The organism is Ensifer adhaerens, from assembly GCF_002940685.1.
GTDB lineage: Bacteria > Pseudomonadota > Alphaproteobacteria > Rhizobiales > Rhizobiaceae > Ensifer > Ensifer adhaerens_E.
This window is the reverse complement of sequence record NZ_PNFP01000008.1, coordinates 33,037-57,187: the sequence shown is the minus strand read 5'-3', so window position 1 is coordinate 57,187 and position 24,151 is coordinate 33,037. Positions and strand designations below refer to the sequence as shown.

Genomic DNA, 24,151 nt, shown 5'->3' with positions numbered 1-24,151 from the left:
GGCTCAAACTGTGATTTCGATCAGATTTCCGTCAGGGTCGCGAACGACCGCCTCATAGAAGCCGTCGCCGGTAAGACGCGGCTTTGCCACCAGAATGCCCTCGGCTTCGGCGCGCGCGGCCATGGCATCGACCGCCTGCTCGCTGCCGAGCGACAGCGCCACATGGGCAAGGCCGGTTCGCTCTTCGGCGGGATCGGCAGGCCCGACCCAGGGGCCTTCCATGATCTCGAATGCCGGCCCGTCGCCAAGCGTCAGGAAACGCGAGCGAAAACCCGGGCGGCGCCGGCTTTCATAGATTTCGCCGACCTCGGCGCCGAAGAATGCCGACCAGAAGCCGGCGATCGCCTCGAGATCACGGGTCCAGAGCGCCACATGCGTGATCGTCGTCATTCCGTCTCTCCCGCCATCAGGATCTCTGCCCCTGTTGCCTCGAATGCCGTGCGATGCTCGGCCGACGCATCCGCCTCGAGCAGCAGCGTCACCTTGTCATTGATATTGACGACCCCGTGCGCTGCGGCCGTACCGAGCTTGTCGCTGGTGACGGCGACAACAAGGCGCTGGCTGCGCAAGGCAATGAGCCGCTTGAATTCCGCGTCTTCGAAATAGATCGCCGTCAGGCCCGCGATCGCGTCGGCGCCGCAGGTGCCGAGAAAACAGAGATCCGGCCGAAGCAGTTCGGCATCGCGCTGCGCCCGCGCGCTGATGGCGGCGCCAACCGCGCGGTTGAGCGGGCCACCGAGCAGAATGAGGTCGACACCCGGCTTCTCCATGAGTGCCACGGCTATCAGCGGCGTATTGGTGACGATGGTGACCGGCAGCTCCGGCTCGATCAGCTGGGCAATAGCCAAGTTGGTGGAGCCGGCATCGAGAAACACGGTCATGCCCGACTTGATCAGGCCGACCGCCGTGCGCGCCAGCGCCGCCTTGCGTTCCGGCGCCATGGCCACCCGCTCGCTCAAGGTGCTGTGCGCCGCCGGGGCAAGAGGCAGGGCACCGCCATAGACGCGCTCGCACAGTCCCGCCGCGGCCATTTCCCGGAGATCGCGGCGGATCGTGTCTTCGGAAACGCTGAGCTCGGCCGCAAGGTCAGCAGCCAGCACCCGGCCGTTGGCCTTCAGCCGCTCCTGGATCAGCGTCTTTCGCTCACGAAGAAGGAGTTCGCCTGACATTTTCATCAACCGTGCATAAACGTGCATGAATCGCTATAAATGTGCATAACAACTCTTGAAACCGTTTTCAAGTCGATGCAGCGACCAAATCGGATCGGGAAGCGATTTTCCGCAAACCGCGGCTCTTGCGCGCCACCAGCACGATTTCGAGGAAAATTCTTCATCAAAACGCTCGGGAATTGGTGTTTTATACGCTCAGATCGCCGATTTTTTATGCGATTGTCCGCTCAATCCGGACGACGGGCCGGGCCAGAAAGAAGATGGAAAATCAAGATGAAACTCCTCCCCACGCTGTTTGCCGCCGCTCTGATTCAGGTTGCCGCGCTGTCCGCCGCTGAAGCCGGCGAAAACCTCAATGCGATCAAGTCCGCCGGTGTGCTGAAGATCGGCACCGAGGGCACCTATGCCCCCTTCACCTATCACGACGCCTCGGGCGCGCTCGTCGGCTTCGACGTAGAGATCGGCCAGGCGGTTGCGGAAAAGCTCGGCGTGAAGGCCGAATTCCTCGAAGGCAAGTGGGATGGCCTGATCGCCGGCCTCGACGCCAACCGCTACGACACGGTCATCAACCAGGTCGGCATCACCGACGAGCGCAAGAAAAAGTACGATTTCTCCGAGCCCTATATCGCCTCCAAGGCCGTGCTGATCGTCAAGAGCGACAACGAGGAGATCAAGGGCTTTGCCGATCTCAAGGGCAAGAACGCCGCCCAGTCGCTGACCAGCAACTTCGGCAAGCTCGCGACCGCATCGGGCGCCGAACTCGTCGGCACCGACGGTTTCGACCAGTCGATCCAGCTCGTCCTGACCGGCCGCGCCGATGCGACGATCAACGACAGCCTCTCCTTCCTCGACTTCAAGAAGAAGAAGCCCGATGCGCCGGTGAAGATCGCCGCCGAACAGGCCGATGCCGACTTCTCTGGCATCATCATCCGCAAGGGCGAGCCGGAATTGCTGGAAGCGATCAACAAGGCGCTCGTCGACATCAAGGCCGACGGCACCTACGACAAGATCTCGCAGAAGTACTTCGGCGCCGACGTCTCGAAGTAACCTCCGACCGACGTTGCGGCCGGTTTCTCAGCCGGCCGTTCTCGGCTATGAAAAGCGATCCGTTCCGGTCCCCGGGGCGGATCGCGCTTTTTGAAAGGCCCGCCCCTTGCCTACCTGGCTCCAATTGATGCTGGATTCGCTGCCGTCCCTGCTGTGGGCCGGCCTTACCTTCACCATCCCGCTGACGCTGCTGTCCTTCATCTTCGGCCTGATCCTCGGTCTCGTCACCGCCGTTGCCCGCCTGTTCGGGCCGGCGCCGGTCGTCGCCATCGCCAGGTTCTACGTCTGGGTGATCCGCGGCACGCCGCTGCTCGTCCAGCTGTTCGTGATCTTCTACGGCCTTCCCAGCGCCGGCATCTTGCTCGACGCCTTCACCGCCGCCCTCATCGGCTTCTCGCTGAACGTCGGCGCCTATACGTCCGAAATCATCCGCGCAGTCATCTCGTCGGTGCCCCGTGGCCAATGGGAGGCGGCTTACTCCATCGGCATGAGCTGGAGCCAGGCCATGCGCCGCACCATCCTGCCGCAGGCGACCCGCGTCGCCGTGCCGCCGCTTTCGAATACCTTCATCTCGCTGGTGAAAGACACCTCGCTTGCCGCCGCCATCACCGTGCCGGAGATGTTCCAGACGGCGCAGCGCATCGTCGCCACCACCTACGAGCCGCTGATCCTCTACATTCTGGCGGCACTGATCTATCTCGCCATGAGCTCGGTGCTCTCGGCCTTGCAGGTCAGGCTGGAGCGACGCTTCGCCCGCTATGGCGGCTTCCTGGAGGCACGTGCATGATCGAGCTCTCCCACATCGAAAAGCGTTTCGGCGACAATCTCGTGCTGAAGGATATTTCCGTCGCACTCGCCGAGGGCACGGTGACCGCACTGGTCGGCCCATCCGGCGGCGGCAAGAGCACGCTGCTGCGTTGCATCAATCTCTTGGAGATCCCGACCTCCGGAGCGATCAAGCTCGGCGACGAGAAGCTCGAATTCTCTCCCGGCCGCAAGATCGGCTGGACGGCGATCCAGCGTCTGCGCCGGCAGACCGGCATGGTGTTCCAGAACTTCCAGCTCTTCCCGCACCAGACGGCACTCGGCAATGTCATGGAAGGCCTCGTCACCGTGCTGAAATGGCCGGCGGACAGGGCGAAGACGCGGGCCATGGAACTGCTCGAAAAGGTCGGCATGGCGCACAAGGCCGACGCTTGGCCGGCGACGCTTTCCGGCGGCCAGCAGCAGCGCGTGGCGATCGCCCGCGCCCTTGCCCCGTCGCCGCGCGTGCTTCTCTGCGACGAGCCGACCTCGGCGCTCGACCCTGAACTGGCGGAAGAAGTCGTCGAAGTCCTGAGCCGCCTTGCCCGCGAAGGCACCACCATGGTCATGGCCACCCACGATCTCCGGCTCGCCTCGCGCGTTGCCGACAAGGTGATCTTCCTCGACGGCGGCCTCATCGTCGAAAGCGGCGCGCCGAAGACGATCTTCTCGGCACCGGAGCGCGAGCGCACCAAGAAGTTCATTGCTTCGCTGAGCGCCCCGCACGACTACGAAATTTGAAGGGAAGCATTGGGACCGGTTCCGTTGGATAGGAAGCGGGAGGCAACATGCGTCTCCAGTCCTCGCTTCTTCACGGTCATCCTCGGGCTCGACCCGAGGATCCAAACGCAAGCCTGCTTCAGACCAGGGGGTGCGCGATGTCCCCTGCCTGGGAGTGGATCCTCGGGTCAAGCCCGAGGATGACGGAGGGAGAAGCTGGCCCAGGCGCTAAGCAGCCGCCGTCTCATCCATCGCAAAACAGAAACGGCCGGATTCGCATCCGGCCGTTTCTGTCTGTCGGTGTGGCAAACGCTTACGCGTCGAAGACGATCAGCAGGTCCTTGGCGTCGATCTGGTCGCCGGCGCGCACCAGCACTTCGGCAACCGTGCCGTCCTTCTCGGCGTGCAGCGCCGTTTCCATCTTCATCGCCTCGATCGACAGAAGCACGTCGCCGGCCTTGACCGCCTGACCGGCGCTAACGGCGACGGTCGAGATGACGCCCGGCATCGGTGCGCCGAGCTGGGCGGCATTGCCGCCTTCGGCCTTGCGGCGCACGGCGCTCGTCGCACTGCGGTTGCGGTCCGGAACCTTGATCAGGCGCGGCTGGCCGTTGAGTTCGAAGAACACTTTGACCATGCCCTTCTCGTCCGGCTCGCTCTTGGCCTGGTGCAGGATCACCAGCGATTTGCCCTTCTCGATTTCCGGCTGCAGCTCCTCGCCCGGCGCAAGGCCGTAGAAATAGGCGGGCGTCGGCAGCACGCTGACCGGACCATAGGTATCGGCAGCGACCGCATAGTCGGTGAAGACCTTCGGATACATCAGGTAGGAAGCGAATTCGAAGTCGTCGACCTTGCGCTCGAGCTTGTCCTCGATCGCCTTGCGCTCCGCATCGAGGTCGGCCGGCGGCAGCAGCGAGCCGGGAACGGCGGTATAGGCCTTCTCTCCCTTCAGCGCCTTCTTCTGCAGCGCTTCCGGCCAGCCGCCCGGGGGCTGACCGAGATCGCCCTTCAGCATCGAGACGACCGAATCCGGGAAAGCGATGTCCTTGGCCGGGTTCTCGACGTCGGCAACCGTCAGGTCCTGGGAGACCATCATCAGCGCCATGTCGCCGACGACCTTGGAGGACGGCGTCACCTTGACGATATCGCCGAACATCTGGTTGGCGTCGGCATAGGCCTGGGCGACCCGGTGCCACTTGGTCTCAAGCCCCAGCGAGCGCGCCTGTTCCTTGAGATTGGTGAACTGGCCGCCCGGCATTTCATGCAGGTAGACTTCGGACGCCGGCCCCTTGAGGTCGCTTTCAAAGGCCGCGTACTGGTAGCGCACCGCTTCCCAATAGAAGGAGATGCGGCGGATCCATTCGGGATCGAGACCGGGATCGCGATCCGAGCCGCGCAGCGCCTCGACGATCGAGCCGAGGCACGGCTGCGAGGTGTTGCCGGAGAGTGCGTCCATCGCCGCGTCGACCACATCAACGCCGCTATCGACCGCAGCAAGCACGGTTGCAGCGGCGATGCCCGAGGTGTCGTGCGTGTGGAAATGGATCGGCAGATCCGTCGCTTCGCGCAGCGCCTTGAAGAGCACGCGTGCGGCCGCCGGCTTCAACAGGCCCGCCATGTCCTTGACGGCGATCATGTGCGCGCCGGCCTTTTCGAGCTCGGCGGCCAGCGCCGTGTAGTACTTGAGATCGTACTTCGGGCGCGCCGAGTTCAGGATGTCACCGGTGTAGCAGATCGCCGCCTCGCAGATGCGGTTTTCCTCGGCAACCGCCTCCATCGACACCCGCATGTTGTCGACCCAGTTGAGGCAGTCGAAGACGCGGAAGACGTCGATGCCGCCCTTCGCCGCCTGGCGGACGAAGTACTTCACGACGTTGTCGGGATAGTTCTTGTAGCCGACGCCGTTGGCGCCGCGCAGAAGCATCTGCAGCAGCAGGTTCGGCGCATCCTCGCGAATGCGCGCCAGGCGGTCCCACGGATCTTCGGTGAGGAAGCGCATGGAAACGTCGAAGGTCGCACCACCCCAGCATTCGAGCGAGAACAGCTGCGGCAGGGCGCGGGCATAGGTGCCGGCGACGCGGGCGATATCATGCGTGCGCATGCGGGTCGCCAAGAGCGACTGATGGCCATCGCGCATGGTCGTGTCGGTGAGGAAAACGCGGCTTTCACCGCGCACCCACTCGGCGAACTTCTTCGGGCCGAGTGCGTCGAGCTTCTGCTTGGTGCCATCAGGGATTTCGCCCTGAATGAACGGCACGACCGGCTTTGCCGCATCCGCCGGCGGCCTCGGGCGGCCCTTGGCCTCCGGGTGGCCGTTGACGGTGACGTCCGCCAGATAGGTCAGGAGCTTGGTCGCGCGGTCCTGGCGCCTCACCTGCTGGAACAGCTCCGGCGTCGTGTCGATGAAGCGGGTCGTGTAGGTGTTGTTGCGGAACTGCTCGTGGCCGATGATCGCCTCGAGGAAGGTGAGGTTGGTGGCGACGCCGCGGATGCGGAACTCGCGCAGCGCCCGGTCCATGCGGCTGATGGCTTCGGCCGGCGTGCTGCCCGAAGCCGTGACCTTCACCAGCAGCGGATCGTAGTAGCGGGTGATGTAGGCGCCGGTATAGGCGGTGCCGCCGTCGAGCCGGATGCCGAAACCGGCTGCCGAACGATAGCCGGTGATGCGGCCATAGTCGGGAATGAAGTTCTGCTCCGGATCCTCGGTGGTGATGCGGCACTGCAGCGCGTGGCCGTTGAGGCGGATGTCAGCCTGCTCAGGCACACCGGATGCCGGCGTGCCGATCGCCTCGCCGTCGAGGATGTGGATCTGCGCCTTGACGATATCGATGCCGGTCACCACTTCGGTGACGGTGTGCTCGACCTGGATGCGCGGGTTGACCTCGATGAAGTAGAACTTGCCGCTATCGACGTCCATCAGGTACTCGACCGTGCCGGCGCCGACATAGCTCGTCGCCGCGGCGATCTTCAGCGAATAATTGGCCAGTTCCTGGCGCTGCGCATCCGAGAGGTAGGGCGCCGGCGCGCGCTCGACGACCTTCTGGTTGCGGCGCTGGATGGAGCAGTCGCGCTCGAACAGATGCACGACATTGCCGTGGGTATCGCCGAGGATCTGGCTTTCGACGTGACGGGCGCGCTCGACCAGCTTTTCGAGATAGACCTCGTCCTTGCCGAAGGCGGCCTTGGCTTCGCGCTTGGCCTCCGTCACCTCGCGGATCAGGTCCTTCGGGTCGCGGATGGCGCGCATGCCGCGACCGCCGCCGCCCCAGGAAGCCTTGAGCATGACCGGATAGCCGATTTCGGCCGCCAGGCGATGGATTTCCTTTTCGTCATCGGGCAGCGGATCGGTGGCCGGCACGACCGGAACGCCAACGGAAATGGCAAGGTTGCGCGCCGCCACCTTGTTGCCGAGCTGGCGCATCGTCGCCGGCCGCGGACCGATGAAGATGATGCCGGCGGCGTCACAGGCATCGACAAATTCCGGGCTTTCCGACAGCAGGCCGTAGCCCGGATGAATGGCGTCGGCGCCCGAGAGCTTGGCGACCCGGATGACTTCCTCGATCGAGAGATAGCTTTCGATCGGCCCGAGGTCGCGGGCAAGATGCGGACCGCGGCCGATCTGGTAGCTTTCGTCCGCCTTGAAGCGGTGCAGCGCCAGTTTATCCTCTTCCGCCCATATCGCGACCGTTTTCAGACCGAGTTCGTTTGCAGCGCGAAAAACGCGGATGGCAATTTCAGAACGGTTGGCAACAAGGATCTTCGAGATAGGCAAGTCGGTCTCCTCAATGACTTGATATTGCGGGAAATGCTGCACCCGCGAAATAAAGTATTAGCGAGTCACCGGGCAGAGCGCAATTTCAGAAGCGACAGGAAACCGAATGCCTTTCGACTTTAGGAAATCAGGCCGAGACGGAAGGCGATCGCCACGACGTGGTGGCGGTTCTTGGCCTTCAGCTTCTCCTGGATTCCGTTCATGTACCAATCGACGGTGTGGCTCGAAATATCGAGCACCTTGCCGATGTCGTTGGAGGTCATGCCGTCGGCCAGATAGTTGAGCGCTTCCATTTCGCGCCGCGTCATCTGCACCTCGACGCGCGAACCGAGCTCGGCCGAAACCTCCGGGTCGGTCAGGTCGAGCAGCTTCCAGAACAGCCGCTTGGCAATCGAATCGAACAGGCTGATCTCGACCGGGCTCAGATCGACGACGCGACCGCCGACCGTCAGGTTGCCAAGCAGGCCACGCCGGCCGTGCACCGGGAAGATATAGCCGTCGTAGAGGCCGTGGTTGCGCGCCTCGATCATCATGCTTTCCATACGCTTGCGATGCGGATCGGAGCGGAAGGCAAACAGCGTGTCGCGCCAGCGAAAACCACGCTGGGCGTGGCCGAGATAGCGGATGGTCGGGTCGATCACCACGAACTTCTTGCGGATGTAGATCTGTGGCCAGCCTTCCGGCCAGCGACCGGCAAGAAGCAGCCTGAGCGGGTTGTCATGCGGCTTGGGCTGGCGCACGACGCCGTAGAAGTCGAATCCGCAGCGATCGAGCAGGCGCTCGAACTCCGGGATGATTTCCTCGCGAGTCTTCATCTCCTCCAGAAGCGCGAGAAACTGTACGAGCAGCGTAATGTTCATGGATCACCTTCCAGGTCGATGCATATGGTCGCATTTCCGAATCCGGACATAAAGGCACCGTTCAGCGACCATTCATGTTGCACCCGCGATAATCCGTCATACCACGCCCGGTCTTATGCGAAATATGCAAGAAATCGGAGTTGGCACGACAGATAGCAGACTATGAATATTCTCGCCAAGCTCGCAGACGAGCGAAACGGGAAAACGAGTGGCTGTCCATGCGTCCGGCTACGGCTTCCCATTGCCGCCAAAGACCGTCTCAGCGCGGCCCCGAGTGCTCCTGAAGGCGCGAAGCTTTACCGCCCGCCGAAGCGAACCTCGAGGACGCGGGTGCATCCGCCGCAGAAGGTCTGCGGCGCGTCAAATCCGGTACCCGGAAGGGGTGAGACAGTGTCATTGTTCCAGGTGTATGCAAGAGCGCTCCAGTATCTTGCGGTTCACAAGTTTCGTGTCTCGGCGATCGTTCTAGCCAACGTCGTTCTGGCAGCCATCACGATTGCCGAACCGATCCTGTTCGGCCGCATCATCGACGCCATTTCGTCGAAGGGCGAGGTCACGCCGATGCTCTTGATGTGGGCCGGCCTTGGCGTCTTCAACACCGTTGCCTTCGTGCTCGTCGCCCGCGAGGCGGACCGGCTCGCCCACGGCCGCCGCGCCACGCTTTTGACGGAAGCCTTCGGTCGTATCGTTTCCATGCCGCTCGCCTGGCATAGCCAGCGCGGCACGTCGAACGCGCTGCATACGCTGCTGCGCGCCTGCGAAACCCTCTTCGGCCTCTGGCTCGAATTCATGCGCCAGCACCTGGCGACCGCCGTTGCGCTGGTTCTGCTCGTTCCGACCGCCTTTGCCATGGACGTGCGCCTGTCGCTCGTGCTCGTCGTTCTCGGCGCGCTCTATGTGGTGATCAGCAAGGTGGTCATGAGCCGCACCAAGGAAGGCCAGGCTTCGGTCGAGAACCACTACCACACGGTTTTCTCCCACGTTTCCGACGCCATCAGCAACGTTTCGGTCGTGCACAGCTACAACCGCATCGAGGCTGAAACCCGCGAGCTGAAGAAGTTCACCGAGCGGCTGATCTCCGCCCAGTTCCCGGTGCTCGACTGGTGGGCGCTGGCAAGTGGCCTGAACCGCGTCGCCTCGACCATTTCGATGATGGCGATCCTCGTGATCGGCACCGTGCTGGTGCAGCGCGGCGAGCTCGGCGTCGGCGAAGTCATCGCCTTCATCGGCTTTGCCAACCTTCTGATCGGTCGCCTCGACCAGATGAAGGCCTTCGTCACGCAGATCTTCGAGGCCCGCGCCAAGCTCGAGGACTTCTTCACGCTCGAAGACGCCGTGCGCGAACGCGACGAACCGGCCGGTGCGACAGAGCTTCCGGCTGTTTCCGGCGAAGTCGAGTTCCGCAACGTTTCCTTCGACTTTGCGAACACGAACCAGGGCGTGCACAACGTCTCGTTCACCGCCAAGGCCGGCCAGACGATCGCCATCGTCGGCCCGACCGGCGCCGGCAAGACGACGCTCGTCAACCTGTTGCAGCGTGTCCATGACCCGCGCGACGGCCAGATCCTGATCGACGGCAACGACATCTCGAAGGTGACGCGCAAGTCGCTGCGCCGCTCGATCGCCACCGTCTTCCAGGATGCGGGCCTGATGAACCGTTCGATCTCGGACAACATCCGGCTTGGCCGCGACGACGCGACGATCGAGGAAGTCATGGCCGCAGCGGAAGCTGCCGCCGCCTGCGACTTCATCGAGGGCCGCACGACCGGTTACGACACGGTGGTCGGCGAGCGCGGCAACCGGCTTTCTGGCGGCGAGCGCCAGCGTGTGGCGATCGCCCGCGCCATCCTCAAGAACGCGCCGATCCTGGTGCTCGACGAGGCGACCAGCGCGCTCGACGTCGAGACCGAGAACCGCGTCAAGGATGCGATCGATGCGCTGCGCAAGAACCGCACGACCTTCATCATCGCCCACCGCCTGTCGACGGTGCGCGAGGCCGACCTGGTGATCTTCATGGATCAGGGCCGGATCGTCGAGATGGGCGGCTTCAACGAGCTCAGCCAGAGCAACGGCCGCTTCGCAGCCCTGCTTCGCGCCAGCGGCATCCTGACGGACGAAGACGTCCGCATGAGCCACACGGCGGCGTAACGCTCGCCCGACGTCAGGCAAATCGTACATCAAGCCACCCGCGGTCAGCCGCGGGTGGCTTTTCTTTTTTTGGGCGAGCGCCGCATCGGGAGGTCTTGTCATTCGCCAAATTGTTGGTAGACGGGAATTCCGGCTTCAATTCCAAGGGAATCACCAATGCCGGATATCTCAACCATCGCTCTGTTTGCCGCCGCAAGCCTCGTGCTCACCGCCACGCCAGGCCCCGACATGCTGCTCATTGCCTCGCGCAGTGTCAGCCAGGGACGCGCAGCCGGCTTCCTCACCTATGCCGGCATTGCGCTTGGCACCTACTGCCATGCGCTCGCGGCGGCGCTCGGCCTCTCGCAGCTCTTCGTCTCCGTACCGGTTGCCTACGAGATCGTCCGCTGGGCGGGCTGCGTCTATCTGCTTTATCTCGCCTGGAAGACCGTCCGCTCGGATCCCTTGGGCGCATCCCCGGCTTCGACGCTCAAGCGGCTCTCAGGCCAGCGGATCTTCGGCGAGGGACTGATGACGAACCTGCTCAATCCGAAGATGGCGCTCTTCGTGCTGGCCCTGTTTCCGCAATTCGTCGACCCGAATGGCGGGTCGATGGTCCTGCAGATGCTTCTGCTTGCGACCATCCTGAACGGCATCGGCCTGCTCGTGAACGGCTCGGTCATCCTCGCCGGCAGCCATCTGCGCGCGAGGCTCTCCGGATTCCGGCGTTTCCCGAAGCTGCCGCAATACCTCCTCGCCGGCGTGTTCACGGGGCTGGCCTGCCGTCTGGCGCTGGGTTCCCGAACCTGACGCTGATGCACGGTCAAGGGCGGCGATTGCTACGCCGCCCTTAGCGGTTTGGCAGACGCGATGCCGCGCAGCCATTCGAGATAGTAGGCATAGGCGAAGTGCAGGCCGATGCCGACGATCACGAAGAGGCTGCCGAAGACCGGGTTTCGCCCGGTGACGAACAGGAGCACCTGGCCGGACATCGCCAGGATCGTGCCGAAGATGAAGATCGGCAGCGAATGCCGCCCGACGACCGCCAGCGGATGATCGCCGTCGAGCTTGGCAAGGTTGCTGATCCGAGGCGTCACGGCGATGAGGTAGCCAAGCGCCAGTACATGCAAAAGCCGCGGCAGAGACAGGAAGGTCTTGTCGAAGCCGGTGAGCACTGCCGGAAGGCCGAAGGAAAGGTCGATGCTCCAGAAGGAAAAAAGCACCCAGACGGCGGATACGGCAAGGTAGGCACAGGACAGCACGATCAGCCAGGGCCATCGCGGCAACGTTCCACCGTTGCGCACATAGGTCATCATGACGACGCCGATGACGAACAGGAACTGCCAGGACCAGGGATTGAGAAACCAGTAGCCCTCGTCGAGGAAGTTCGACGGCACGAACTTGAAGATGCCCGCGGCGAGCCAAAGCGTGGCCGAGAGCAACAGCAGCAATTTCTTGCTGATGCCATTCAGCCAGAGAATGCCCGGCAGCATCAGGAACAGCGCCGCATACATCGACAGGATGTTGTTGTAGCCGAGCTGATGTCCGAGCAGCACCATGGCGACGATGCCCTGCTCCGTCTGCTCCACCATCGGGCGGATGTTGATCTCACCGATCAGGTCCTGCCTTCCGAAATAGATCGCGCCCCCGGCAAAGATCGCCAGCGTGACGATGCTGGTCATGATATGGGCGACGTAGAGCGCCAGCGCCCGGCGCCAGATCTTCAGCGTCATCGCCAGCCGGCCGCCGGCGACGAATTTGCCGCCATAGGCGATCCCGACCGACAGGCCGGAGATCAGCACGAAGGCTTCAGCGGAATCGGAGAAGCCCAAGTTCTTGTGCGTCAAGTATTCGAGATACTGTCCGGGAACGTGATTGACGAAGATCGTCAGCAGACACAGCGCCCTGAACACGTCGAGACGGGTGTCGCGCTCCTTCGGAACCATCCGGGCGGTCGCAGAATTTGCGCCGCCCTGAAAAGTCTTTTGCAGCATGCAGTCCGTTTTCCAGGATTTGGCGCCCCGCCCCATCCCTGTTGAAACGGGCGCCGGTGGCCCATACCGTCAATCGAGCGGAATGGCCGGCACCATGAGGAGCGGCACCGCACATCTTGAAACGCGCGGGGTCGCATCAGCTTGAATTGACACGACACCCGGCCTTCGAGGTCGTGCCGCCGGTCGATCCGCAAAGAAAAACCGGCCTTGCCCTTGCGGGAACAAAGCCGGTTTGATCCTGTCTTCAGTGCCGGCAATTACAGCAAAATGCCTTCATGCGCGTTTTTTGTGACACTATTGTTGACGCTGACGATCGGCTCGCCACTTTTCTTGTCGCGCTTGACCGAAATCTTGTGGCGCGCGCCGTTGAGCGTCACTTCCGCCGCGTAGCCGTCCCAGGCCGCCGGCAGCACCGGCCGGATGACCAGCTTCTCGCCTTGCCTGCGGATGCCGAGGATGCCTTCGACGCCGACGCGGTAGAGCCAGCCGGCAGATCCCGTATACCAGGTCCAGCCGCCGCGACCCGCCAGATCGCCTTCGCCATAGATGTCGGCGGCAACCACATAGGGTTCGACGCGGTAGTGCTCCGCCGCTTCGCGGTTTTCGGCATGCGAGATCGGGTTCAGCATCTGGAAGACGCGCCAGGCCTCTTCCGCCCTGCCCTGTTCAGCAAAGGCCAAGGCGACCCAGGTGGCGGCGTGGGTGTATTGCCCGCCGTTTTCGCGCACACCGGGCGGATAGGCCTTGATGTAGCCCGGATCCTGCGACGTGCGCTCGAGCGGCGGCGTGAACAGCCGGACGATGCGCTGGTCGGGATCGACCAATTCCGCCATGACCGCATCCATCGCCTTCAGCGAGCGCTGCTCGTCGCCTTCGCCTGAAAGCACGCTCCAGGACTGACCGATCGAATCGATCCGGCACTCCAGCGCCTCGCTGGTGCCAAGCGGCGTGCCGTCGTCATAGTAGCCGCGACGGTAGTAGTCGCCATCCCATCCGGCGGTCGCAAGCGCCTTCTTGAGCGCATCGAGGTGCGCCTCCCAGCGGGTAACGCGGGCCTCGTCCTTGCGCTCGCGGGCGTAAGGCAGGAAGCCGCGCAGAGTGCCCGCCAGGAACCAGCCGAGCCAGGTGCTCGTGCCTTGGCCCTTCTCGCCAACCCTGTTCATGCCGTCGTTCCAGTCGCCGGCGAGGAACAGCGGCAAGCCGTTCTCGCCGGTCCGCTTGATCGCAAGATCGAGCGCACGGGCGCAATGCTCGTAGACGTCGCCGACCTCTTCGGAAATCTCCGGCTTGTAGAAGGCGTCATGCTGCCCCGCTTCGAGCGCCGGGCCGGTGATGAAGGCAAGCTTCTCGGCAAGGAGATCGGACGTGCCGGTCACCGTGTTGTAGCGGGTCACGGCATGGGCGAGCCAGACGACGTCGTCGGAAATCATCGTGCGCACGCCGGCGCCGGTTCCCGGCAGCCACCAATGCTGCACGTCGCCTTCGGTAAACTGGCGGGAGGCAGCGTTGAGGATCTGTGCCCGGGCGAGTTCCGGACGATGGATCAGGAACGCCAGCGTATCCTGCAACTGGTCGCGGAAGCCGAAGGCACCACTTGCCTGATAGAAGGCCGAGCGCGCCATGATGCGGCAGCCGAGGCTCTGATAGGGCAGCCAGTTGTTGATCATGGCGTCGAAGGCCGGATCCGGCGTTTCCACCTTCACGATGTCGGTGAATTCGCGCCAGAACGTCTTGTTCGCCTCAAGCACCGTGTCGAACGCGGTCTCACGCAGTTCGCCGACAATGGCTCGAACCTGATCTTCCGTATCGGTATCGCCGAGGATGAACGTGACCTGCCGTTCGGCACCGGGCTCGATCGTCAGGTCGGTCGCGACGACCGCGCAAGGATCGCCGTCGACATCGACGGAGCCCGAAAGATCCGCCCCCGAAAGCACGGCCTGCGGCATGAGGATGCCACCGAGCGAGCCCAGGAACTCGCGCCGGCTCGCGGTGTGGCCGGCTGCTTCCCCGCCGTCCACCGCGAAGAAGGCGGAACGGCCTGAGAAGTCGATGCTGTAGGGATTGGTCGCCACCAGCGCCTCGGCCGCCTCGTCCCACTTCGACAACACGAAGGGTGCGCTGCGGGCGCGATTGTTGCCGAGCACCCACTCGTTGTAGCCATAGAGCCTCAGCTGCCGGGCCGATGCCGCACGGTTGCGGATCGACACGCGGATGAGCTTGACCGGCAGGCTGCGATGCACCGTCTGGATGGCCTCGATCTCGAGGTCGTCCTGGGCGCTGCGGAAGGTCGAGTAGCCAAGCCCGTGCGCCGTCTCGAAGACGACGGAACGGCGGCGCGAGAGCGCCGCATAAGGCGTCGAAACCGTGCCGCTTGCCATATCGCGGATGAAGATCGCTTCGCCCGGGCGGTTGACGACCGTGTCGTTGGTCCAGGGCGTCAGCTGGTAGTCGCGCGAGTTGCGGCTCCAGGAATAGGCCGCACCTTCGGCCGAAATGTGGAAGCCGAAAGCATCATTGGAGATCACGTTGATCCACGGCTGCGGCGTCGCTTCGCCGCCGCGCAGGCGCACGACATACTCCCGTCCGCCTGCGGCAAAGCCGCCGAAGCCGTTCCAGAAGGAAAGGCCGTCGCCCTTGATCTCGGCCGGAGTGGCGTCCGCGTTCTCCTGCGGCGCCGCCAGCAGCGGCCCGACGAACTCGCTGCTCTTCTCGGATCCCTTCACCGGCGCCGGCGAATAGAGCGAGTTGGCGCGGGCGATCTGGTCGGAGATCGTACCGTTGCGGGCATGGAAGACGGCGCGCGAGGCCGACAGCAGCGTCGACCAGGTCTCCGCCTCCATCAGGTCGCGGCGCACCGAGAAGATGTGCTGGCGCGGACCGTCCGAAAGACCGCGCAGCCTCAGGTTCTCGCACATGGAATCGAGCGCGTGCTGCATGTCCTGCGCATAGGACGAGGCCCGCTCGTTGATGATGACGAGATCGGCGGTGATGCCGCGGGCGCGCAGGTATTCCTGGGCGCGCAGAGCCTCACGGGCAATGCCGAGGTCACCGTCGTCGTTGATCCTGAGGCAGAAGATCGGGTAGTCGCCGGAAATCGCCAGCGGCCAGAGCTTCGACTGCGAATCGAGCCCCGCCTGCACGGTCGCCGTATCGGCACGCAGGTGCATGTCCGGATAGACGAGGTATCGGCCGAGCATCTGGAAGCTTGCCGCCTCCTGCGAGGTCACCCCGACATGGCGCATCTGCACCTGGCTGCGGGTCCAGGCGTGGATGAGCTCCTGGTTGAAGGTTTCCGGGTGGCGGTAGCGATCGATCGCGCGATCGACCTCCTCGCGGCTCGGTGCGGCGATCGTCCAGAAGACGACGCTGACCTTCTTGCCGGCCGGCACGCGCACGACGCGGCGCAGCGACATGATCGGATCGAGCGTGAAGCCGTCCGTGCCCGAAAGCACCGCATCCGTATCGAAGGCCGCGGCCTCCGCCAGCGTGCGGCCCGGGCCGATGAAGCGGCGGCGGTCGGTCTCGGCCTCGGTGTGGCGGTCGCTGCCGGCATTGTCTGTGACGAGATGCGCCACTTCCATGTCCGGATCGCCGGAGCTGCGCTTGTTGCGGCTGACGCGGATGACGTCGCCGCGGCGGCTGATTTCCGTGCGCAGGAACATCTTCGAAAACGCCGGGTGGGCGCTGTCGGCCTCGTCGGTCGACAGCACCGGCTCGGCATAGGAGGTCACTTCGATGAAGCGGTCCTGGGTGCCGGTGTTGAGCAGGATGACCCGGCGGCCTTCGGCGTCGTGCTCGGTGGCGACGATGCATTCCACCTCGCTGGTGAGATCGCCGACGGTCTTGACGAATTCGGCCTTGTCGTCGCCGAAGCGGGTCAGCACCTTCTCGCCCACCGCACGGCGCGGCTCAGACGTCGCCGACCACCAGTCACCGGTCGTCGTGTCGCGCAGGAAGATGAAGGTGCCGGTGCGGTCCTCGACCGGATCCGGCTTCCAGCGGGTGACGGCCTGGCCGTTCCAGCGGGCATAGCCGGCGCCGTTGGCCGTCAGCATCACCGAATAATGGCCGTTCGACAGGAACACGGTCTCACGGTCCTGCGAAAGCGGATTCTCGATGATGCGGACTTCCGGCCGCAGCAGATCGTCCTGGCCCTTGCCGACCGATTCCGGCTCGCGCTTGGCATTCATGATCGGAATGTCGCGCGGCGCCTTTTCCTGCAGCAGCAGCTCGGCAGCCTCGATCACCGGATCGGCATGGAACCACTCGCGCAGGCGACCGTTGAAGACGACGTTGGCGACGGCCGCGATCGACATGCCATGGTGGTGCGCATAGTAGTTGCGAACGACCGCGCATTTCTGCCCTTCCGGCACGCGCGTCGGCGTGAAGTCGACCGCATCATGGTAGCCGTAGGCACCAAGCGCGCCGACTTCGCGAAGGCGCCCGAGGTTGGCGAGCGCCGATTTCGGATCGTACATGCAGGCAAGGATCGAGGCGTAGGGCGCGATGACCGCGTTTTGGCCGAGACCGCGCTTCAGGCCGAGCGTCGGCACGCCGAAGTTGGTGTACTGATAGGTGAGCTCATGATCACGCGCGTTGAACGCGGCCTCGGAGATGCCCCATGGCGTGCCGAGGCGGCGGCCATGGTTGATCTGCTCTTTTACGACCAGATTGTTGGTCTGGTTGAGGATGCCGCCCTGCCGTTCCTGCATGACCAGCGGCGGCATCAGATACTCGAACATCGAGCCGGACCAGGAGATCAGCGCACCGCGCGCGCCGATCGGCACGATCGGACGGCCGAGCTTGTACCAGTGCTCCGTCGGGAGATCCCCCTTGGCGATCGCAAACAGGCTGGTGAGGCGCGCTTCCGATGCCAGAAGGTCGTAGCAGGCCTCGTCGAGCTCGTTGGCGTTGACGCGGAAGCCGATCGACAGCAGCCGCCGCTCCGGCCGGAACAGGAAGCCGAAGTCCATCGAGAAGGCGATGTCACGCGCCCGGTCCTTCAGCACCAGCAGGCGCTGGCGCAGCGATTCGATCGCGCCGAGGTCAAAGACGCCATCGGCGATATGGGCTTCGCAGGTGGTGACGAGCGAATTGGCCCACTTCGTCACTTCGCTGCTTTGCGACGTGCGCACCTCGTGGTCGAGATTGACCGTGAGCTTGTGCATGTCGCGCGCCAGAACCGCCAGATTGATCACCCGGATCGAGGCGAACTCGTGCTCGCGCTTGATCGCCTCGAGCGCATTCTGGAAGCCGACGATGCGCTCCTCGATCAGGCGACGCAGCGGACGCACCGTCTTGCGGTCGTCGGGCAGGTCGCGCAGGACCTCCTGCAGGATCGCGACGACGTCGCCGATACCGGTGAGGCTGCCCTGCACATGCGCCGACGGCGCTTCCGCCCAATCGCGACACATTGACGAGACGGCGATCAGATGACCGGCCAGATTGCCGCTGTCGACCGACGAAATGTAGCGCGGCTCCATGGTTTCGAGCGTGTTCGTCCGGTACCAGTTGAAGAGGTGCCCGCGGTACTTCGGCATCCGGTCGATGGTCGCGATCGTCTGCTCCAGCCGGTTGATCGTCTCTTCGAAGCCGATCCAGCCGAAATCGCGCGCCGACATCACCGACAGCAGGTAGACGCCGATATTGGTGGGCGACGTCCGCTCGGCGAGCACCGGCTGCGGCGTCTCCTGGAAGTTGTCCGGCGGCAGGAAGTGCTGCTCGGCGGTGACGAAGGTCTCGAAGTAGCGCCAGGTGCGGCGCGCTATCAGGCGCATCTCGTCGATCGCCTCGTCGGAAACGACGAGCTGGTCTTCCGTTTCCGCCGACTGGCTGACGAACCAGGCAACGGCCGGCGAAAGCGCCCAGAGCAGCGCGAAGGGAATGCCGATGAAGGGCAGGCCGGTATCGGAAATCGCCGCGAGTGCCAGCGAGATCGCCGAAAGCGCCGGCGCAATCCACATGGCGCGGTAATAGTCGCCGATGGTGCCGTGGCCGGCGCTCTGCACCTGCGCGGCCGTACGCCATTCCAACATCAGCTTGCCGCTGACGAAGGTGCGGTAGAGCGAGCGCACGATCGCGTCGCCCATCATCGCCGCATTGTGGGCGATGAAGACGATGCGTAGCGCGACCTGCGCGTTGGCGGCACGGACTTCGGTCAGGACCGCATGCAGGTGCGCTCGGGCGACGATGTCGTTGCGGCGCGGCAGGAGCCCGTTGATGAGCGAAAGCGTCGGCGCCACGAACAGGCTGAAGATCAGGACGATCTGCCAGATCAGCGCTTCGGTCGGCTCCATGTAGTACCAGCCCATGACCGAGGCGACGAGCCAGGCGAGCGGGATCAACGAGCGGCGCAGGTTGTCGTACATCTTCCAGCGTCCGAGCATCGACAGCCCGTTCGACAGGTTGAAAATGTAAGGCAGAAGCTGCCAGTCGCCGCGCGCCCAGCGATGCTGGCGCGACATCTCGACCTCGTAGCGGGTCGGGAAGTCCTCGACGAGCTCGACGTCGGTCACCAGCGCGCAGCGCACATAGGAGCCTTCGAGCAGGTCATGGCTGAGGACGGCATTTTCCTGGATGCGTCCCTTCAGCGCCGCCTCGAAGGCGTCGACATGATAGAGGCCCTTGCCGGTGAAGCTGCCTTCGCCGGCGATGTCCTGGTAGACGTCGGACACCGTGAAGACATAGGGGTCGATACCGCGGTTGGAAGAGAAGATGCGCTGGAAGGCGGAGGCCTCGCTGCCCGTCGTCAGCGACGGCGTCACGCGCGGCTGCAGCAGGCTGTAGCCGGCGATCACATTCTGCGTCTTCGGATCGACAACCGGGCGGTTGATCGGATGGTACATCTTGCCGACGAGCTTCGTCACCGCGTCGCGCATCAGGCGCGTGTCGGAATCGAGCGTCATCACGTACTGGACGTTGTCAGGCACCGTGTTGGCGCCCTGCAGGAACGAGGTGTCGCGGTCGCCGCGCAAGAGCATGTTCAGTTCGTGCAGCTTGCCGCGCTTGCGCTCCCAGCCCATCCACACGCCTTCCTGCTCGTTATACAGGCGGCGGCGATGCAAGAGGTAGAATCGGGTCTTGCCGTCATAGGCATAACGCGCCGAAAGCTGGGCGATTTCGCGCTTGGCGTAGTCGAGCACATCGGCGTCGGCGCTCGATTCCTCAACCTTGCTGTCGGCCCAGTCGCTGACCAGGGCGAAGTAGATCTCGCCACGCGGGTTGGCGAGGTAGTGGACCTCGAGATTGCGCACGAGTTCGTCGACGTGATCGCGCTTGGAAATCAGGCACGGCACCGCAACGAGCGTGCGGGCGTCCTCGGGGATGCCGTCGAGGAACTCGTAGCCGACCAGCCGCGACGGTTTGACGAACAGCGTCACCAGCGTGTTGAAAAGGCCCATCGCGCCTTCCGAGGCCGGCAGCGCGAAAAGAAGCAGCATGATCAGCTTCGCGCCGCTCGGGATCGCCATCGGGCTGACGAACGAATAGACGGCGATCATCGCCAGGATGGTCAGGAGGATGTTCGGCCCGGCGATCGCGAACCAATCGAGCGTGCGGCTGAGGCGAATGATGGTCTGCAGCACCGACGGCCGGTAGCTGATCTTCTTTTCCAGAAGCTTGCGCTGCTTGCCGACCAGGAACGAGCCGACGTTGGGCTGCTGTAGCGGCGCTTCCGTCTCCGCCGCGACTTCCGCCTCGCGCACCATCTGGATGGCGATCTGGGTCACTTCGAATTCGCTGTGTCCCGAACGGCGCGCCAGCTTTTCGATCGTGTCGCGGTACTTGTTGCGCGAACCGAAATCGAGCGCCGCGTAATCGGAGCCTTCGCGAAGTGCAGCGTCGATCTTGCTGACGCTTTCGAACCAGACGGCCCAGTCGGTGTCGTCGATTTCACGCAGGCTGCGGATGATGTTGCTCATCGTCGCGTTGCCGGACGACAGGCGGTTTTGCTCGGCGACCAGCGCGCTTTCGACGTCGCTGCCGCGCTTTTCAAGCTGTTCCTCGATCCAGCCGATGACGGCGCCCGAGGTCTGCGATCCATCACGCATGCGGTAGAGCAGTTGCGCGACGAAGGTGTTGTCGGCCGCCAGCGCTTCCGATTCCGCAAGCAGCGTGCGCGACTTTTCCGGATCGCTGAGGCGGATGATCTGGTCGGCGACGTCGTTTGCCTTGCGCCGCATGCCGCGCGAGCGTTCGACGCGGATGGCGATCCGTCTGAGGTTCTCGATCAGCACGAAGCGCAGGATCGACGGCAGTGCCCAGAGTTCGCCGATCTTGAAGGTGTCGTGCTTCTGGAAGCCCTCGACCATGGCCGTGATGCTTTCGCGCGTCACTGTGCTGTGGGTATGGGCAGCGTAGAGCCAGGCGAGAGCCATGGTGCGCGGGATCACCGTGCCCGAAACCGAAATGGTCGGAAGCTGGCGATAGAACCGGCGCGGGAAATCGCGCCGCACTTCCTGGATCGCTTCTTCGACGACGTGATGGTTGTCGAGCAGCCATTCGGCAGCCGGCGTGATCGTCGCCCCTGCCTCGACATCAGCGGCCGTCGCCCGGTAGACGCGCAGGATCTCGTTTTCGTTTTCGCGATGTCGCGGCCGGAACTCGAACGGGAAGAAGCCCGGCAACGAGGACACACCCTTCGACGCGAGATCCTCGCCGCATTGCCGGAGGTCCTCCATCGAGAAGAAGGTGGCGCGGATCGAATCGTTGTAATCGATCTGCTTGGCTTCCGGTTCGCGCGGAGAGGTGGGCGGCGTAGTTTGAAGCTGCATGGGTACGGGTTCTGAGTCCAACCGGGGTTGATCGGCCCGGCCCTCGGTAGGGGTCCGGGTTGGCTGTGGCCCTGCGAAATCAGGCTGAGCCGGCGCGTTGCTAGACACGGTCATGTGTCCTCCCATCCACCGTCATGTCCCGGGAAACCGGAACCTGGCGGTAACAGGCACCGCCCGCGACTGGGCATCGGAGATCGCAAAGCCGGCGGCGCATTGATTTTCAAGGCCGCGGTGATGCATGAAAATGGCATTTTTTAGCCGTGGTGCCAACAGCTTGCAAGGATTGCTCATACAAGATTGGACGATTTGCGCACAGTCGTTCCAGGCCGAAATCGGCCGATGTGCGGACCCCCTTGGCACTTCGATACAGCTCTCTCAAATGCCCCTTCTCAAGCTTCATCGCGGATGGCAGACAAGGCGAAACGTGAAGGGGCGGCGAAGGTTCCCTCGAAATGCACAAAAGCGCAGCGAGCGTTAGCCCACCTGCTCGGTGATCCACTCGCGGAAAGCAAGGCTGATCGGGTTTTCGAGCTTGCCCTCAGGCACGGCGAGATAATAGCTGTTTTCCGTCTGCATCGGCCGGTCGAGCACGATTTTCAGCGTTCCGGCGGCAATTTCCTGCTCGATCAGATAACGTGGCAGCAGGGCGAAACCGAGCCCTGCGGTCGCCGCCTCGATAACCATCGAAAACTGGTCGAAACGGTTGCCGCGATAGGCACCGCGCCCATCCATGTCGTTGGCCTCGAACCATTGCGCCCAGAGTTTCGGGCGGGTGGCGAGATGGAGCATGGGTCCCGTGACGATATCTTCCGGGGACGCAACCGGATGCGTTGCCAGCATGGCCGGGCTTGCGGCCGGCACGATGATCTCGCTGCAGAGATAGCTGCAGGTCGCCCGCGCCCAGACCGGCTGGCCGTAGTGGATAGCGAGATCGAAGTTCTGCTCCTCGAAATCGAAAGGCGCCGACCGCGAGGCGATATTGATCACCGTGTCGGGATGGCGCTTGAGGAAATCGGGAAGACGCGGCACCAGCCAGCGGCTGCCGAAGGTCGGGAGCGACGCGATCGACAGCGTCGAGTCCGCCCGGGCGGATGCCATCGCCCGCACCATCAGCTCTTCGGTCTGGTTGAGCAGGCGGCGCACCTCCGGCAGAAACTTCTGGCCGGCATCCGACAGGATCACCCGCTGCCGCACGCGCTCGAACAAAAGCACGCCGAGCTGGTTTTCGAGATCCTTGATCTGGCGGCTGACCGCACTCTGGGTGAGGTTCAGCTCGGCGGCGGCCTGCGTGAAGCTGCCGTGTCGCGCCGCGCATTCGAACGCCTGCAGCGTCGTCACGTCGGGAACCAGTCTGCGGCTCAACTTCATTCCGCCCTCGCATCAACATAGTCAGAAGCAACGCGATCAATGGCCAGTTCGATCGGATATGATCCGAAATGAGAATGACCTTGTCCTTCACCCATAGCGCGAGGCGAGCCCCAGTGAAAGAGAATAGTTTCGTATCCGCCGACGACATCCGCTCGGCCTTTTCCGCAGCCATGTCGGTCATGTACCGCGAAGAGGTGCCGGCTTACGGCACGCTGATGGAGCTGGTCGCCAAGGTCAACGACGATACGCTCGCCGCCGACCCCGAGCTGAAGGAGCGCCTCGACGCGACGGACACGCTCGACCGCATCTCCGAGGAACGCCACGGCGCGATCCGGCTCGGCACCCCGGCCGAACTCGCTATGATGCGCCGCGTCTTCGCCGTCATGGGCATGTATCCGGTCGGCTACTACGACCTGTCGACCGCCGGCGTTCCCGTCCATTCGACCGCGTTCCGCCCAGTCGGCGACGCCGCGCTCAAGCGCAACCCGTTCCGCGTCTTCACCTCGCTCTTGCGTCTCGACCTCATCGCCGACGAAGCGCTGCGCGCCGAAGCCGAGGTCATCCTGGCTGCACGCCAGATCTTCACCGCCGGCGCAGTCGAGCTGGCCGAAAAGGCCGAGCGCGACGGCGGCCTCGACAAGGCCGATGCCGAACGTTTCGTCTTGGAAGTGCTCGAAACCTTCCGCTGGCACGACAAGGCCAATGTCAGCGCCGACATGTACAAGCGCCTGCACGACGCCCATCGCCTGATCGCCGATGTCGTGTCCTTCAAGGGCCCGCACATCAACCACCTGACGCCGCGCACGCTCGATATCGACAAGGTGCAGGCGTTGATGCCGGAATACGAAATCGCGCCGAAGGCCGTCGTCGAGGGCCCGCCGACCCGCAAGTGCCCGATTCTGCTTCGCCAGACCTCGTTCAAGGCGCTGGAAGAGCCGGTATCCTTCAAGGATGCCGACGGCACCTGGAAGGAAGGTTCGCACACCGCCCGTTTCGGCGAGATCGAACAACGCGGCATCGCGCTGACGCCGAAGGGCCGCGCGCTCTACGACGACCTGCTCGACGCCTCGCGCAAGATCGTCCGCCCGGCGGCCGACGGTTCGAATGCCCGCGAATACGAAGCGGCGCTCGCCAAGGCTTTCGCGCCCTTCCCGGACACCTGGGCAGGCATCCGCGAAGCCGGCCTCGGCTATTTCAGCTACTCGCTGACGGAGAAGGGCCGCAAGGCCGGTGTCTCCCCGGCGCGTGACATCGAAGCCCTCATCGCCAACGGCCTCGTCCAGTTCGACGCCATCGTCTATGAAGACTTCCTGCCGGTCAGCGCCGCGGGTATCTTCCAATCGAACCTCGGCGACGGCGCCCAGCAGGATTTCGTCGCCAGCCCGAACCAGAAGCGTTTCGAGAGCGATCTCGGCGCCACCGTTCTCAACGAGTTCGACCACTACGCCGGCATCGAGCAGGCTTCGATCGAAAGCTGCATTCAGGCCTTGACCGGCGCGATCGCTGCGGAATGATACTG

At 63.8% G+C, this 24,151-nt stretch carries 13 protein-coding genes; 6 read left to right on the top strand and 7 right to left on the bottom strand.

Annotated elements, in window-relative coordinates; all coding sequences use genetic code 11:
* Window positions 1-3 precede the first annotated feature (3 nt).
* Both C1A35_RS16640 and C1A35_RS16635 read right to left on the bottom strand, forming a co-directional pair.
* Complete coding sequence (locus tag C1A35_RS16640; protein WP_104665421.1) at window positions 4-390, bottom strand: VOC family protein; 387 nt, start codon at window positions 388-390, stop codon at window positions 4-6.
* Window positions 387-1,169 (bottom strand): DeoR/GlpR family DNA-binding transcription regulator, encoded by a 783-nt coding sequence (locus C1A35_RS16635; RefSeq protein ID WP_104665420.1) that lies wholly within the window; start codon window positions 1,167-1,169, stop codon window positions 387-389. Before C1A35_RS16635 ends, C1A35_RS16640 begins: the two co-directional genes overlap by 4 nt.
* A 273-nt stretch (window positions 1,170-1,442) precedes the next feature.
* Between C1A35_RS16635 and C1A35_RS16630 the strand changes: the two genes are divergently transcribed.
* The 3 genes from C1A35_RS16630 to C1A35_RS16620 all read left to right on the top strand — a co-directional run bounded on the left by C1A35_RS16630 (window position 1,443) and on the right by C1A35_RS16620 (window position 3,761).
* The gene (locus C1A35_RS16630) at window positions 1,443-2,216 is read left to right on the top strand and encodes an amino acid ABC transporter substrate-binding protein (protein WP_104665419.1); all 774 of its coding nucleotides are present in this window, start codon (window positions 1,443-1,445) and stop codon (window positions 2,214-2,216) included.
* A 106-nt stretch (window positions 2,217-2,322) separates the two neighbouring features.
* Window positions 2,323-3,003, top strand: a complete 681-nt coding sequence (locus C1A35_RS16625) for an amino acid ABC transporter permease (RefSeq protein ID WP_104665418.1) — start codon at window positions 2,323-2,325, stop codon at window positions 3,001-3,003.
* Complete coding sequence (locus C1A35_RS16620) at window positions 3,000-3,761, top strand: amino acid ABC transporter ATP-binding protein (RefSeq protein ID WP_104665417.1); 762 nt, start codon at window positions 3,000-3,002, stop codon at window positions 3,759-3,761. Before C1A35_RS16625 ends, C1A35_RS16620 begins: the two co-directional genes overlap by 4 nt.
* A gap of 292 nt (window positions 3,762-4,053) precedes the next feature.
* On the opposite strand, the gene pyc is transcribed toward C1A35_RS16620, so the two are convergent.
* Both pyc and C1A35_RS16610 read right to left on the bottom strand, forming a co-directional pair.
* Complete coding sequence (pyc, locus tag C1A35_RS16615) at window positions 4,054-7,512, bottom strand: pyruvate carboxylase (RefSeq protein WP_104665416.1); 3,459 nt, start codon at window positions 7,510-7,512, stop codon at window positions 4,054-4,056.
* 119 nt (window positions 7,513-7,631) lie between these two features.
* A complete protein-coding gene (locus C1A35_RS16610; protein WP_077968407.1) occupies window positions 7,632-8,372 on the bottom strand; it encodes a helix-turn-helix transcriptional regulator in 741 nt (246 codons plus the stop codon).
* Between the two features lie 390 nt (window positions 8,373-8,762).
* Here C1A35_RS16610 and C1A35_RS16605 point away from each other — a divergent pair, with 390 nt between their 5' ends.
* Both C1A35_RS16605 and C1A35_RS16600 read left to right on the top strand, forming a co-directional pair.
* Window positions 8,763-10,520 carry a glucan ABC transporter ATP-binding protein/ permease gene (locus tag C1A35_RS16605; protein ID WP_104665415.1) on the top strand — a complete coding sequence of 586 codons (1,758 nt, stop codon included), beginning with the start codon at window positions 8,763-8,765 and terminating at the stop codon, window positions 10,518-10,520.
* 156 nt (window positions 10,521-10,676) lie between these two features.
* Window positions 10,677-11,309, top strand: a complete 633-nt coding sequence (locus C1A35_RS16600; RefSeq protein ID WP_104665414.1) for a LysE family translocator — start codon at window positions 10,677-10,679, stop codon at window positions 11,307-11,309.
* A gap of 29 nt (window positions 11,310-11,338) precedes the next feature.
* Here the strand turns inward: C1A35_RS16600 and C1A35_RS16595 are convergent, their stop codons facing one another.
* From C1A35_RS16595 to C1A35_RS16585, 3 genes are all read right to left on the bottom strand, one after another.
* Complete coding sequence (locus C1A35_RS16595; RefSeq protein ID WP_104665413.1) at window positions 11,339-12,493, bottom strand: OpgC family protein; 1,155 nt, start codon at window positions 12,491-12,493, stop codon at window positions 11,339-11,341.
* Window positions 12,494-12,750: 257 nt separating this feature from the next.
* Window positions 12,751-21,378, bottom strand: coding sequence for a cyclic beta-(1,2)-glucan synthase (ndvB, locus tag C1A35_RS16590; protein WP_104665412.1), 8,628 nt, complete (start codon window positions 21,376-21,378; stop codon window positions 12,751-12,753).
* Between the two features lie 360 nt (window positions 21,379-21,738).
* Complete coding sequence (locus C1A35_RS16585) at window positions 21,739-22,632, bottom strand: LysR family transcriptional regulator (RefSeq protein ID WP_104665411.1); 894 nt, start codon at window positions 22,630-22,632, stop codon at window positions 21,739-21,741.
* 113 nt (window positions 22,633-22,745) lie between these two features.
* Between C1A35_RS16585 and hglS the strand changes: the two genes are divergently transcribed.
* Window positions 22,746-24,146, top strand: coding sequence for a 2-oxoadipate dioxygenase/decarboxylase HglS (gene hglS / locus C1A35_RS16580; RefSeq protein WP_104665410.1), 1,401 nt, complete (start codon window positions 22,746-22,748; stop codon window positions 24,144-24,146).
* The last annotated feature ends 5 nt before the right edge of the window (window positions 24,147-24,151 follow it).